Annotated in this window: 14 protein-coding genes; 6 read left to right on the plus strand and 8 right to left on the minus strand. The window is 29.2% G+C overall.

The genetic code is table 11. From position 1 onward, the window contains the following. Positions 1-17: 17 nt before the first annotated feature. The 5 genes from lepA to gpr all read right to left on the minus strand — a co-directional run bounded on the left by lepA (position 18) and on the right by gpr (position 4904). Complete coding sequence (gene lepA / locus AC4PG3_RS08290; protein WP_492196195.1) at positions 18-1823, minus strand: translation elongation factor 4; 1806 nt, start codon at positions 1821-1823, stop codon at positions 18-20. A 98-nt stretch (positions 1824-1921) separates the two neighbouring features. Beyond that, on the minus strand, positions 1922-2167 hold the full coding sequence (locus tag AC4PG3_RS08295; protein ID WP_492196196.1) for a hypothetical protein: 246 nt from the start codon (positions 2165-2167) through the stop codon (positions 1922-1924). A 44-nt stretch (positions 2168-2211) separates the two neighbouring features. Then, entirely contained in the window at positions 2212-2781 is a 570-nt protein-coding gene (lepB, locus tag AC4PG3_RS08300; protein WP_492196197.1) for a signal peptidase I, read from the minus strand. A 63-nt stretch (positions 2782-2844) separates the two neighbouring features. Continuing rightward, complete coding sequence (spoIIP, locus tag AC4PG3_RS08305; protein WP_492196198.1) at positions 2845-3867, minus strand: stage II sporulation protein P; 1023 nt, start codon at positions 3865-3867, stop codon at positions 2845-2847. A gap of 65 nt (positions 3868-3932) precedes the next feature. After that, entirely contained in the window at positions 3933-4904 is a 972-nt protein-coding gene (gpr, locus tag AC4PG3_RS08310; RefSeq protein WP_492196199.1) for a GPR endopeptidase, read from the minus strand. Positions 4905-5026: 122 nt separating this feature from the next. On the opposite strand from gpr, the gene rpsT reads away from it, so the two are divergent. Next, positions 5027-5290 (plus strand): 30S ribosomal protein S20, encoded by a 264-nt coding sequence (rpsT, locus tag AC4PG3_RS08315; RefSeq protein WP_492196200.1) that lies wholly within the window; start codon positions 5027-5029, stop codon positions 5288-5290. 26 nt (positions 5291-5316) lie between these two features. Here the strand turns inward: rpsT and holA are convergent, their stop codons facing one another. Next, positions 5317-6357 carry a DNA polymerase III subunit delta gene (gene holA, locus AC4PG3_RS08320; protein WP_492196201.1) on the minus strand — a complete coding sequence of 347 codons (1041 nt, stop codon included), beginning with the start codon at positions 6355-6357 and terminating at the stop codon, positions 5317-5319. Then, on the minus strand, positions 6344-8740 hold the full coding sequence (locus tag AC4PG3_RS08325) for a DNA internalization-related competence protein ComEC/Rec2 (protein WP_492196202.1): 2397 nt from the start codon (positions 8738-8740) through the stop codon (positions 6344-6346). Before AC4PG3_RS08325 ends, holA begins: the two co-directional genes overlap by 14 nt. A gap of 84 nt (positions 8741-8824) precedes the next feature. Here AC4PG3_RS08325 and AC4PG3_RS08330 point away from each other — a divergent pair, with 84 nt between their 5' ends. Next, positions 8825-9982 (plus strand): alanyl-tRNA editing protein, encoded by a 1158-nt coding sequence (locus tag AC4PG3_RS08330; protein ID WP_492196203.1) that lies wholly within the window; start codon positions 8825-8827, stop codon positions 9980-9982. A 2-nt stretch (positions 9983-9984) separates the two neighbouring features. On the opposite strand, the gene AC4PG3_RS08335 is transcribed toward AC4PG3_RS08330, so the two are convergent. Next, complete coding sequence (locus AC4PG3_RS08335; RefSeq protein WP_492196204.1) at positions 9985-11052, minus strand: hypothetical protein; 1068 nt, start codon at positions 11050-11052, stop codon at positions 9985-9987. Between the two features lie 552 nt (positions 11053-11604). On the opposite strand from AC4PG3_RS08335, the gene AC4PG3_RS08340 reads away from it, so the two are divergent. From AC4PG3_RS08340 to AC4PG3_RS08355, 4 genes are all read left to right on the plus strand, one after another. Then, entirely contained in the window at positions 11605-12750 is a 1146-nt protein-coding gene (locus AC4PG3_RS08340; RefSeq protein ID WP_492195896.1) for an IS91 family transposase, read from the plus strand. A gap of 29 nt (positions 12751-12779) precedes the next feature. Then, positions 12780-13016: a hypothetical protein gene (locus AC4PG3_RS08345; RefSeq protein WP_492195895.1), complete on the plus strand. Its 237-nt coding sequence runs from the start codon at positions 12780-12782 to the stop codon at positions 13014-13016. A gap of 185 nt (positions 13017-13201) precedes the next feature. After that, a complete protein-coding gene (locus AC4PG3_RS08350; protein ID WP_492195896.1) occupies positions 13202-14347 on the plus strand; it encodes an IS91 family transposase in 1146 nt (381 codons plus the stop codon). A gap of 29 nt (positions 14348-14376) precedes the next feature. Next, positions 14377-14613, plus strand: a complete 237-nt coding sequence (locus tag AC4PG3_RS08355) for a hypothetical protein (protein WP_492195895.1) — start codon at positions 14377-14379, stop codon at positions 14611-14613. Positions 14614-14679 lie beyond the last annotated feature (66 nt).

The raw sequence follows: 14679 nt of genomic DNA on the forward strand, positions 1-14679 counted from the left end.
GCACACAATTGTGTGCATTATTTTTCGTCATATTTTAATACAGATAAAAAAGCTTCTTGAGGAACTTCTACTGAACCAATTTGTCTCATTTTCTTTTTACCCTCTTTTTGCTTTTCTAAAAGTTTTCTCTTTCTAGATATATCTCCACCATAACATTTAGCAAGTACATCTTTTCTAAGAGCTCTTATGGTTTCACGAGCTATTATCTTTCCACCTACACTTGCTTGTATAGGAACTGCAAACTGATGCCTTGGAATTACATCTACAAGTCTTTCAGCTATACTTCTGCCTCTTTCATAAGCCTTTTCACGATGTACTATAAGTGAAAAAGCATCAACTAATTCTTCATTTATGAGTATATCTAGTTTCACTAAATCAGATTTCACGTAAGTTTTAAACTCATAATCAAAACTTGCATATCCTCTAGTTCTAGATTTTAAAGCATCAAAAAAATCATATATAACTTCATTTAAAGGTAGTTCATAATGTATAACTACACGAGTTTCTTCTAAATACTCCATATTTATAAAAGTACCTCTTTTATTTTGACACAATTCCATTATTGTACCTACATAGTCTGTAGGAGTCATAATAGAAGCTGTAACTATTGGTTCTTCCATATACTCAATTTCTGTAGTAGGAGGCATATCTGAAGGATTTTGAATCTCTACTACTTCCCCCCCATTTTTTTTGATTTTATAAATTACACTTGGAGTTGTAGTTATTATATTTAAGTCAAATTCCCTCTCTAGTCTCTCTTGGATTATCTCCATATGAAGTAATCCTAAAAATCCACATCTAAAACCAAAACCTAAAGCAATAGATGTCTCAGGTTCAAATGCCAACGCTGCATCATTTACTTGTAGCTTTTCTAAAGCTTCTCTTACAGAGTTAAAGTCTTCTCCCTCAGCTGGGTATATTCCGCAGTATACCATTGGTATTACCTTTTTATAACCTGGTAAAGGAGTTTCTGTAGGATTGTTGTAATCAGTAATAGTATCTCCAACTCTAGCTTCCTTTACATTTTTTATACTGGCAGTTACAAATCCAACTTCTCCAGGTCCTAAACTATCAAGTACTATATGCTTTGAAGTGTTTACCCCTACTTCATTCACTTCAAAATGTTTGCCATTTGCCATCATTTTGATTTCCATGCCTGGCTTTATAGTCCCTTCAAAGACACGAATATAACATATAACTCCCTTATAAGCATCATAATAGGAATCAAATATTAGGGCCTTTAGGGGAGCATCTTTATCTCCCTGTGGTGCAGGTACTTCTTTTACTATGGATTCTAATACATCTTCTATATTTAAATTTTCCTTTGCTGAAATCAAAGGAGCATTTTCACAATCTATACCTATTATTTCTTCAACTTCTTCTTTTATCTCATCTGGTCTTGCACCTGGCAAATCTATCTTGTTTATAACAGGAGTAATCTCTAAATCTTGTTCTAAAGCTAAATATACATTTGCCAATGTCTGGGCTTCTACACCTTGACTTGCATCTACTACTAATACAGCACCTTCACAAGCAGCAAGAGATCTTGAGACTTCATATGTAAAGTCCACATGTCCTGGTGTATCTATCAGATTTAATATATATTCTTCTCCATCTTTAGCCTTATATACTAATCTTACAGCCTTTAATTTTATAGTGATACCTCTTTCCCTTTCTAAATCCATACTATCTAATACTTGAGATTGCATTTCTCTAGAAGTCAACATACCAGTTTTTTCTATTAATCTATCGGCTAAAGTAGACTTACCATGATCAATATGAGCAATTATTGAAAAGTTTCTTATATTATTTTTATTTATCATGTATTTATACTTCCTCCTTCGAAGATTGGATAACCTTAGCTAATTATAGCAAATTTACCCTTATATGTAAAACAAAAGACTAGAAATATACATTATCTCTAGTCAGATTTTAAAACCTCTAAATTTATAAAATATCTTTGACCTAAAAATTCTAATTTTTTATTTTTAAAATCAAAGCCAAGCAATTTAGTGTTTTCTATACAGTTTAAACTCTCTATATTTTTATTTACTATATTGACTCCCATAAGCATTAAAAATACTAAAGTTAAAAACACTATAGACTTTACTATCTTTTTAATCTTGGCTAATTTTTCCCTTTTGTTCTTTTCTAATCTAGTTTCCAATTAGACCACCCTTAATAGGGTAACCTATTTTTTAAAAAAATATTCTAATTTATCTTCCCAAATCTATCATCTAGTGGAAAATACCTAAAACCTGTAATCCCCTTTGTTGAATCTACAGAAACAGGTCCAAAGATTCTACTATCCTTACTGGCACCATCTGCTCTATTGTCACCAAGAACAAATATTTCTCCTTCTGAAACTATCCAAGTATCTTCATCATAAGTTTGAGTGTAGGATCCTTCATCTATATAATCTTCCTGTAAAATTTTTCCATTTAAATAGACATTTCCATCTACAATCTCAACCTTATCTCCCTCTATACCTATGACTCTCTTTATATAGTCCTTATTTGTATCATCTGGAGCTGAGATTACTACTACATCACCTCTAGATGGTCCAGAGAAATACAAAGGTACTTTCATTGCAAATAGTCTGTCCTTTTCATGCAATGTAGGATGCATAGAATTTCCAAGTACATAGGTGGAGTTAAATATAAATGTCTTAATAAAAACTGCCACTACTACTGCTATTACAATACTCTTTATCCATTCTATCACTTCGCTCGAAGACTCCTTGTTATTTTTTTTATTATCTCTTTGGTTGTTCTCTTCCATGTATAAACCTCCTTTTTCCTAAGGTTAAGTTTATTATATCACTTTTAAACCTAGAATAAAAGTTTATTCTGATATACTGTTTATAACTAAATCTAAAATTTCACCAACAATTTTTGCTGATTCATTTGCCTCTTCTATAGTATTTAAATTGCTACCTATTTCGAAAAGTGCTGCATAATCTGATATATATAAATTGTACTTGCCCACAGGTTTTACAATTATATCCTTAAATAACCCTGGATACAATGTGTCTGATACTACTTTTATATATTTTGCAAAGGCTAATACCTCTTCATAGTTTGGAGTATCTGGGCCTAATACTAGGGAAAAAGTAGCCACATCTACTCCATTTATTTCTACTTTAGACCTTTTTAAAGCTTTCTCATAATAGCTAGCACTTTCGTCTATACCATCCCTATGTATATCAAAGAAAAATTTCAAATTATTATTTTCCTTAAGTGCTTTGCTTATGGTTTGAGAAGATCTAGAATAGGATTTATTATAAGAGGGCCTATCATGATGAGTCTTTACATCTATTACATTATGAGACTTAGCTTGTAAGACTTTTGTCATGGTCTCTCCTACAGTTGTCACATTCATATTATTATCCTCTGTATGAAAGGCATCTGTTTTAAAAGGTTTATATCCTTCTGTAGCATGAGTATGATATATCATTATATAAGGTTTAGTTTTGTCAATTTTTATTTTTTTAATATTTAATGGTGGTGGGATATTTTCAATTCGCCCTTTATTCAATGAGTCCCTCACTATTATTAAGTTTTCATATTCTTTCATATCTGTGATTATAAAGTCCTCATACTTTGGGTTGTTTTCCTTTTCTTCATCTACATTTAATTCTTGTCCTTCAACTTCCTCTTCTTGTATGAATTTAAAGATTGGAATAGAAATCTCATTAAAAAAATCCTTTATATTAAATGCAGGATAAGTGAGCTTTGTGTTAAAAAACTTGATTCCTAAAAACCCTACATTTAATAATAAAAGGCATACTAATGCTAAGACAAGGTAACTTCCCTTATTATTTCTGTTATTTCTATAATAATATCTTTTACTTCTTTTTCTTCTCATTTTATACACCCCTATTTTATCTCTCATTAAAAAATATATTCAAAATAGAGATGCTTTATGATGATTTATCTTATATATCTATTTACATCTTTTAAGTCAATTCCTGGATGAAGGGAAATATTTAATCCATTAGCAATTATAATTGCTATATCATCTATTACTACATTTATATCCTTTGGAGTAACTACTACATCCCCTCCAAAAGGTGAAAGCATCTCTTGTATAAGAGAATATTTTTCTTCCTTGGATAGTTCATCTAATATAGAATAAAATTCTGAGCCAATTCTAGAATTTTTTTTCATAGAATCTATAATCAAATCCATTGTGTCATTTATCATAGTAGCAGCATTTACAACTGTAGGAACTCCTATGGCAATCACAGGTACACCAAGGGTCTCCTTAGTAAGCCCTACCCTTTTATTTCCTACTCCACTACCTGGAGCTATACCTGAATCTGAAATTTGAATTGTAGTACTTACTCTGCTCATATTTCTAGAAGCTAGAGCATCTATTACTATACATATATCTGGCTTTGTCTTCTCTACTACTCCCTTAACTATATCACTTGTCTCTATACCAGTTATACCAAGAACTCCTGGAGACATGGCAGATACATTTGACATGGTTTCATCTTTTTCCTTTTTAAAGTTTATAAAGTAATGCCCTGTGACATAGACCCTATCTACTACCTTAGGTCCTAGGGCATCTGATGTAATGTTCTTATTTCCTAAACCTATTACCAATATTTTATCCCTTTTATAATCTTTTAGAAGATCCTTTAACCTTTTTGCAAGTATTACTATAATCTCATCCTTTAAATCTTCATCTGTATTTGCCAAATCAGGTACATCTATAGTGATATAAGTACCCATAGGCTTTTGAACTTTTTCACTCCCCTGTTCATTTAATACCTTTACATCTGTTATAGAATAATTTTTATCTTTCTTTATTTCTACAGACACACCTTCTACCTCAGCATTTCTACTTCCATATATCTCTTTACTTTCTACTGCCAAATCAGTATAAATATGATTCATCCATTGAACCTCCCCAAATTAATTTTACTATTATTCTTGACTATATATAGATTATTTATCCTTGCAATTTAGCTAACATCGTGATAAAATATCTGTTGTTAGACTACGAGGAGGTGAATCAATTGGCAAATATTAAATCTGCTAAGAAAAGAATAGATGTTACTAGAAAGAAAACTGAATTAAATAAAGCTAATAAAACTGCAATTAAGACATATATCAAAAAATTTGAAGCTGCTTTAGATAGTGAAAATATGGACGAAGCAAAAGAGCTATTAAAAGTTATAGACAAGAAATTAAAAAGAGCTGCTCACAAAAATATTTTACACAAAAACAGTGCTTCTAGAAAAATGAGTACCTTAACTAAGAAATTAAATAAGGCAATGTAACATAAAAACTTCGGCTAACCGAAGTTTTATTTTTTATCCTTTTTTAAATTTAAATTAACCAAAAACATTTCCATTACAAGCTTATCATCCATAGAGGTTGATTTAATCTTTCTATCAGCTTCTAATAAATCCTCCATTAAATTATTTAATAAAGATATACTAAATCTGTTTGATACAGCCGAAATCTTCTTTCCCTCATAGGACTTAATTCCTAATTTATCTTGAATACTTTTGTCAGTATAGCCCTTTTCCCTATATAGCTTATATCCGAGTATAAGCCTTATATGCCTTATTATCATAAATAATATCTTTGGTATAGGTTCATTGTCCATATACATTTGATTTAAAATATGTAAAGACTTATCATTGTCAAAATTATCTATAGCATCTAAAAGTTGAAATATATTTGTATCTATAGACCTTATTAAAATTTCATCTATAGTTCCCCTATTTATAGTCTCTTCTTTTTCACGAGCTATTATTTTAAAAAGTTGGTTTTCCAAATCATATAAGTTCAAATTAACATTTCTACTATTATAAGAGCTTTCATTTATAAAATAATCAATATCAATTTGAGTCATTTTCTTTTTATGGTTCTTTAATATGGAATTTATCCAATTATTTAGATCTCTTCCCCTGAGTTTAGAAAACTCTACAACTTGATCTTTCTTCTTGAAAAATTTATATAATTTCCTAGTTTTCTTTAGAGAATTGTCACTATCCATAAATATGAGGATTAAAAAGTCTCCTAGATTTTCCATGTATTTATATACTTCATCTTCCCTTGTTTTATCTAGATTTTCTATAAATTTACTGACATCTTTTAATACTACTAGTTTTTTTTCATTCATAAACGGTAGGGTCTCACAAGGATCTATAAGGGAGTCCAAATCTGTATCTTTTCCTTCTAAAACAATATAATTTAAAGTCTCAAAGCTTTTATCTATGTATTTTTCTTTTAATATCCCAAGGGCATGTTTCATTAAATATTCCTCATCTCCTATAAATAGATATGAAGATGAAATCTCATCATTTGAAACAGCTTTTAAAAAACTATTGTAGTTCAAATCTACTTCTCCTCTCCAATTTAGCATAAATTCTTGTAAATATATATGATAACATAAAATATACAATATAGTATAAAAAATAAATTTCTATATAATCTTTTTTCTCTAAAAATTCTTCTATATATATTTCTTTATCATTTAAAACTATTTTTATCATACCCATTTCATCAGTTCTATAAATTTTAGTGCCTATATCACCATATCTTTCTAATACTTTATCATTAGGGTGATTATATAGATTATTTCTACCTACAGATATAACCCCTATATCTGGTCTTGTCTTTTCTAGAAAATCCTTAGTAGATGAAGTATTACTTCCATGATGGGGAACTTTTATAATATCTATATTCTCATCTATATAAGGTATTAGCTGTTCTTCAACTTCCCTTTCCATATCTCCAGTAAAGAGAATATCATGCTTTCCATAATTTAGTACTGCCACCAAAGAATTATTGTTTTCATTTTGACTTTTTCCTTTAGACCAAAGTATCTCTATATTTAAGCCATTTCTCAAATTCAGACTATCTCCTCTTGCCAATAATAAAAGAGGAATATCTCTTTTTTCTATCTCTTTTAAGATATCTTTTCCCTCTGGAAGATAAGATACAAAAATATGATCTATATTTAATTTATCCAATAGGGCATATAGCCCTTTATAATGATCTTCATGAAAATGACTTATAAAAACTCCCTTAAGATTTTTCACTCCTAGTTTTTCTAGATATGGAAGTGTTATATTTTCTCCTATATCAAAATTCCCAAGGAGATTGCCACCTGTATCTATTAAATAGTCATCTTCCTTACTTCTTATTAAGATACTATCTCCCTGTCCCACATCTATAAAATGTATCTCTGCTCTATTACTTAATTCAATACAGGTAAAGTTTACTCCAATAAAAATCAAAAGATAAAAGGAAATACTTTTCACTAATCTTTTATCCCAATTTTCCACTTCAATAATTTTAAATATTAGAAGGATAAATAGATAATAAATCACAATGCTAAATATATTTGGAGAAGCTAAATTTATATCTTTAAAGTAAAATTTATTCAATCCATTTACTAAGATAAATTGAATATCTAAGATAGTATTTAATATAGGAGAAAGAAACAAATTGAAACTAGGAAGGATAAAACTCATACCTAACATCAAAAACCCAAGTACAATAGAAAGAGATAATAAGGGCACCACAAGAAAGTTTCCAAATAAACTAAGCAAAGGTATTGAATTAAAATAATAGGCTAAAACTGGAAATATCCCAATTTGTACTCCGATTATTCCAGATAAGGTATATGTAATCCTATTCTCATAGGGATAAAAAACATCCATTATCCTAGGTGTTAAAATTATAATAGATATGGTAGCCACAAAAGACAGTATAAATCCTATACTAAATATGAAGTATGGATTTATAATTAATAGAAAAAACATAGCAAAAAATATTCCATTTAAAACATCATAGGGTTCATGGAACATTTGAGAATAAAGGAAAATACTAAGCATAATATTTGCCCTTAAAATAGATGGTGGAAATCCAACTATAAAAGCATATCCCCAGACAAGTACCAAAGTAATAATTATACTTATCCTTCTATTTATAGCTAATCTAGATAATAAGAACAATAAAAACCCAGCAATAATCCCAATATGTAGTCCAGATATAGCAAGTATATGGGCTAGTCCTAAATCTCTGTACTTATTTAAATCCTCTTCATTTAAATAGTTTGAATCTCCTAGAAGCATACTCTTTATCAAAGAACTATTTTTATCAATTAAATAAGTATCATAAAGACTATCAATTCTATTTATCATAGTTCTCTTAAAATTATGTACTAAAGAACTATTCGGAACTATGTCTTCTATATTATAATCCTTAATATTTATAGTGGTAAAAATATTTTTACTTAAAAGGTACTCCCTGTAATTAAAAAGGTGTGGGTTTGTATTTCTATTTGGAAAAGTAAGTTTCCCCTTAAAATCTACCCTCTCTCCTAATTCTAAATCTGTATTTCCAAAGATAGTAAGCATAGTCTTTTCTCTTTTTATCTCCATATTATCTACATTATCAATAGAAACTATAAATCTCTTTTTATCTTTCTCATCCTCTACAATGTCTATTACCCTTCCTGAAAAATCCTTTAACTCATCTATATAGGATATTAAATTACTCTTAGAATGAAATATCTCTAAAAAAATACCTATAAATAAAAATATAAAGATTATGTGAGTTTTATTTAACTTTTTTTCTAATATATTGTAAAATGAATATACACATATAAATATAAACAAAAGAGAAACAAGAAAAACATTAAAATTAAAATAATATGAAGATAATATGCCAATTATCATACTAAAACTAATCCATAGAAATACTCTGTTCATAGTTTTCTCCTAAATAGTTTATTTGTATTTATTATAGCATATTCATCTCCATATTTTACATAACTGAAAGGTTTGGTGATATTTTTGACTGAAAAAACATATATTCAGAATCCCTATTTAAAAAACTTGCAAAGCAATGTCTTAGAAACTGAATTCAAAAATGGACTTTATTATATAATTTTAGATAAGACTATATTTTATCCACATTTAGCTGGAGGACAACCTAGAGATAAAGGAAGTATAGAGAATATAAAAGTTTTAGATGTATATGAAAAAGAAGACAATATAGTACATGTAGTAGATAAGAAGATAAATACAAAAAATGTAAAACTATCCATAGATTGGGATAATAGATTTGATATTATGCAGCAACACACAGGACAACATATACTATCCCTAGCCATAGACAAACTATTTCATGGAAAAACCACAGGCTTTCATATTGGAGAGGACTATACAAGTATAGACATTGATCTAAAGGATCTAGAAGAAACACAAATAAGACAAATAGAACTCCTTGGAAATACGATCATACAGTCAAATTTTAAGATTAAAAACTATTTTAAAGAAGATGATGAAAATTTACGAATAGTAGAAATAGAAGATATGGACTATAATCCCTGTTGTGGTACCCATCTATATAATACAGGTGAAGTTGGTATGTTAAAAATAATAAAGAGTTCAAATTATAAAGGTGGAACCCGCCTAGAGTTTTTATGTGGTATGAGAGCTATAATGGATTATAACTTTAAAGATAAAAGTATAAGAAATATTGCCAAATTCTTATCTTCAAATGATAAAGAAGCATATGAAAAAACAAAAAAATTATTTGAGCAAAATAAAGACTTAGAAAAAGAAAATAGAGATTTAAGAAAAGAATTATACAAAGCAAAAGGAGAAATTTTTCTAAGGGATGCAAAAGAAGTCCAAGGAACAAATTATATAGTTAAAGAATTAAAAGACATGGAATTAAAAGAAGTATCCATCATAGCTTCAAATATAAATGAAAAAAACACAATTCAAATTTACAATATAAAAAACTGTGATACAGGGTATTTTTTCCTAAGTAGAAGCAATGATATATCTATAGATTTAAAAGAAATATTAGAGGAAGTATCTGAAAATATAATACTAAAAGGAGGGGGAAACTCCAGAAGTATCCAAGGTAAATCTTCTATATATTTATTAGATAGAGCCATTCAAATGTTTTATAATAAGATTAGAGAAAAAATTAAGGCCTAAATTTAGGCCTTAATTTTTCCCATAATTTCATCTAATATTTCAGCTTTTACTTTGTCTACTCCTGTATAATCTACAGATGGTATATATGTCTTTTCTAATATAAGATGATTGTTTTTAGCATTACTTAAACTATCTATTCCATTTCTCCTTAGGATTTCATATACTTCATAATTGGACCTATCTATTTTATCTATATCCATATACTTATTTAAATCTACTACTGTATTGTCATATTTTTCAGCATGTTCATTCGAAGTAATTATTGTGTCTATTTCTTTTATATATAGGGACTCTATCTTCTCTGGTATCATTGAATTATGATATATTTCTATATGATAATTCATAAGACTTGCTGTTTCACTTAAAGCGCTCATTAATCTTGAAGTTCCCGTACCTATATCTCCAGATACATAATAAATATCTTCTACACCAGCAAGTATACTGTCTGTATAGTCAATAAATCCTCCTGGAGTATTAGCTGTTGAAAGCAGATGTCTTTCCTTAAATCCATTTAATTTGATATTCATTTTATTTTTAGAAAATACTTTTTGGGTTAAGTTTAATATCTCTTTATTAACTCCACCTTCATTTACTAATTGTCTATTAGCTGCTTCTATTTCTCTATGGATTATTCCTGCAGCATTAAAGTAGCTAAAGGCTTTTCTATAGGCATTTTTATTGTCTTTTTTAGCCTTTTTTATTATTTCTTGTTTATCTATTAATTTATCTGAATTGATAAATTTAGCTAAGTCTATTGTTTTATCTGTTAATCCTGGATATACAGGATCCATAATGTGAGGAGCAGTTCCATCTACAATTGCTATTTTATACTTATTTATTACTAGCCCATCTATTGAATTTGCATCCGAAGGACAATGGTGAAATTCTACATCTATCTCCATACTTGATATTTTATTTCCTACTTCTTTCATAAGAGAGGACTTACCGCCTCCTGGCATTCCCTTTAAAATATATAGTGCATTTCTATCTTCACTTATTATATTGTGATGAAGGGAATAAAATCCTTGGGATGTATTTCCTCCAGTAAACATTTTTCGAACTTTTGCCATATAAATTCCTCCTAAAAAGATTATATATATTAATTTATTCCTTTAGAATTATTATGTGCATAATGATGGAGAAGAACTCTTGAAGATAAGATAATCCTCCTTTAGCTGCTTTTTCAGCTCTAGAACGGGTTAAAGGGTATTTGCCTGAATTTGCTACCCCTCTGTTTCTATTTATGCTACGAAATATGTTTTGAATGAAGATGCTACTATGTATTGGAGTAAATTTTATAGAGCATATTGTTCCAGGAATATTGGTTATCTTATATAGCCAAGCATATTCTAAGTCTTGAGGATATTTTACTATGCCATAGACTTTTCCTGTGTTTTCTCCTAGTATTATGCTGTTCCTTTTTATTTCTAATCCTATGGGAAGATTATGTTTAGTAGGGTGTTGTTGATTGATATTTGTTTGGATTTTTTCAATTTTATCAATCCTTTCTGTTGGTTATTGGGATAAAAATAGCGTCTACGACGCGTTAAAATCTTAAATTTTAACTTTCTTTTTAAAATTAAATTTGTTTTCATTTGGGTATAAATATTTTGGTGATATTTATGCCCAATATTTCTTTTAAAATTAAAGATATCTTTGCAGATCATTGGGATGCTTTTCTTAATGAAGGTTATCCTATTAGACCTACTGTTTTAAAAAATGTTGATAAAATAATTAAATGTGGTGACTCTTCAATGGGACACGCACTTTATCACTGTGAACACTGTGGTAAGTTTAAGCATGTCTATTTTACTTGTAAAAGTCGTTTTTGTAACTCTTGTGGCGCTAAGTATATTCAAGATCGTGCTTCTTCAATTTCTTCTAAACTCATTAATTGCAAACATCGTCATATTGTTTTTACTATTCCTAAAGAGCTTAGAATTTTCTTTAGCAGAGATAGAAAGCTTCTCAATCTATTTTTCAAGGCTAGTGCTGATACTATTCTAACTTGGTTTTTTAAATTAAATAAATCTGAGAATTTGAAGCCTGGGTTTATTTCTACTATGCATACTTTCGGTCGTGATCTTAAATGGAACCCTCATATACATATGCTTTTAACTGAAGGTGCTTCTGGTAACAGAACTGTTTGGAGAAAAATCTCTCATATTCCTTTTAATATGCTCAGGAAAAGGTGGCAAGCTACTATGCTTTCATTTCTTCATAAAAACCTTGGTTCTTCTTTTTATTCTCTTAAATCATATTTGTTTAAAAATTATCCTAAGGGTTTCTATGTTTATGCTAATCCAAATGTTAATTCTAAATCTTCTGAGGCTGTTAAGTATATTATTCGATACACTGGGCGTCCTGCTATGGCTCAGTCTCGTATCATTAATTATGATGGTGAATTTGTTGAGTTTTACTATGATCGCCACGAAGACAACAAACGGGTAGTTGAAAAAATACATGCTATGGATTTTATTAAGCGTTTAATTATTCATATTCCAGAAACACAATTTAAAATGATTAGATATTATGGTCTTTATGCTAAAAAATATTCTCATTCTTCTAAGCTCTATCTAATGGATACTGTTTCTAAGAAAAACTTTAGAAAAAAGTATTCTAATTGGCGTGCTAGACTTCTTCTTGCTTTCGGTGTAGACCCTTTATGGTGTTCTTGTGGGCATACAATGGAACTTGTTGATATTTTTCATTCAGGAGAAAACCAGTATATTGATAATTTTCCTTCTCAATTGTATAATAGTGCTTAGTAATTAATTTAGCACTGTGGAGGTGTTTTATGAATATTCTTGAAGGTTTTTCTAAAAATGATGATTTAGTAGAATTTATTTGTACTAAATGTGGTTATTCCCTTTGGGTTCCTAGTTTCATTGTAAATCAATTAGAAGAGGATAATATTTTTAATGGTCTAGCTCCATCTGTTCCACCACAGCCTTATTGCCAAGTTTGTGATGGTATTATGACTCCAAAATCATATACTGGTATTCGTGGTGTTCACTATGAATACAAAAAGTAATCTAATTTCTATTAGATTTTTTGGTATGCTTTAATTTAAGAGCATACCTATTTTTATTTAATAGGAAAGTAGAACTTTCCTATTAAATAAAAATAGCGTCTACGACGCGTTAAAATCTTAAATTTTAACTTTCTTTTTAAAATTAAATTTGTTTTCATTTGGGTATAAATATTTTGGTGATATTTATGCCCAATATTTCTTTTAAAATTAAAGATATCTTTGCAGATCATTGGGATGCTTTTCTTAATGAAGGTTATCCTATTAGACCTACTGTTTTAAAAAATGTTGATAAAATAATTAAATGTGGTGACTCTTCAATGGGACACGCACTTTATCACTGTGAACACTGTGGTAAGTTTAAGCATGTCTATTTTACTTGTAAAAGTCGTTTTTGTAACTCTTGTGGCGCTAAGTATATTCAAGATCGTGCTTCTTCAATTTCTTCTAAACTCATTAATTGCAAACATCGTCATATTGTTTTTACTATTCCTAAAGAGCTTAGAATTTTCTTTAGCAGAGATAGAAAGCTTCTCAATCTATTTTTCAAGGCTAGTGCTGATACTATTCTAACTTGGTTTTTTAAATTAAATAAATCTGAGAATTTGAAGCCTGGGTTTATTTCTACTATGCATACTTTCGGTCGTGATCTTAAATGGAACCCTCATATACATATGCTTTTAACTGAAGGTGCTTCTGGTAACAGAACTGTTTGGAGAAAAATCTCTCATATTCCTTTTAATATGCTCAGGAAAAGGTGGCAAGCTACTATGCTTTCATTTCTTCATAAAAACCTTGGTTCTTCTTTTTATTCTCTTAAATCATATTTGTTTAAAAATTATCCTAAGGGTTTCTATGTTTATGCTAATCCAAATGTTAATTCTAAATCTTCTGAGGCTGTTAAGTATATTATTCGATACACTGGGCGTCCTGCTATGGCTCAGTCTCGTATCATTAATTATGATGGTGAATTTGTTGAGTTTTACTATGATCGCCACGAAGACAACAAACGGGTAGTTGAAAAAATACATGCTATGGATTTTATTAAGCGTTTAATTATTCATATTCCAGAAACACAATTTAAAATGATTAGATATTATGGTCTTTATGCTAAAAAATATTCTCATTCTTCTAAGCTCTATCTAATGGATACTGTTTCTAAGAAAAACTTTAGAAAAAAGTATTCTAATTGGCGTGCTAGACTTCTTCTTGCTTTCGGTGTAGACCCTTTATGGTGTTCTTGTGGGCATACAATGGAACTTGTTGATATTTTTCATTCAGGAGAAAACCAGTATATTGATAATTTTCCTTCTCAATTGTATAATAGTGCTTAGTAATTAATTTAGCACTGTGGAGGTGTTTTATGAATATTCTTGAAGGTTTTTCTAAAAATGATGATTTAGTAGAATTTATTTGTACTAAATGTGGTTATTCCCTTTGGGTTCCTAGTTTCATTGTAAATCAATTAGAAGAGGATAATATTTTTAATGGTCTAGCTCCATCTGTTCCACCACAGCCTTATTGCCAAGTTTGTGATGGTATTATGACTCCAAAATCATATACTGGTATTCGTGGTGTTCACTATGAATACAAAAAGTAATCTAATTTCTATTAGATTTTTTGGTATGCTTTAATTTAAGAGCATACCTATTTTTATTTAATAGGA

It is taken from the genome of Tissierella sp. QWL-11 (genome assembly GCF_058683765.1).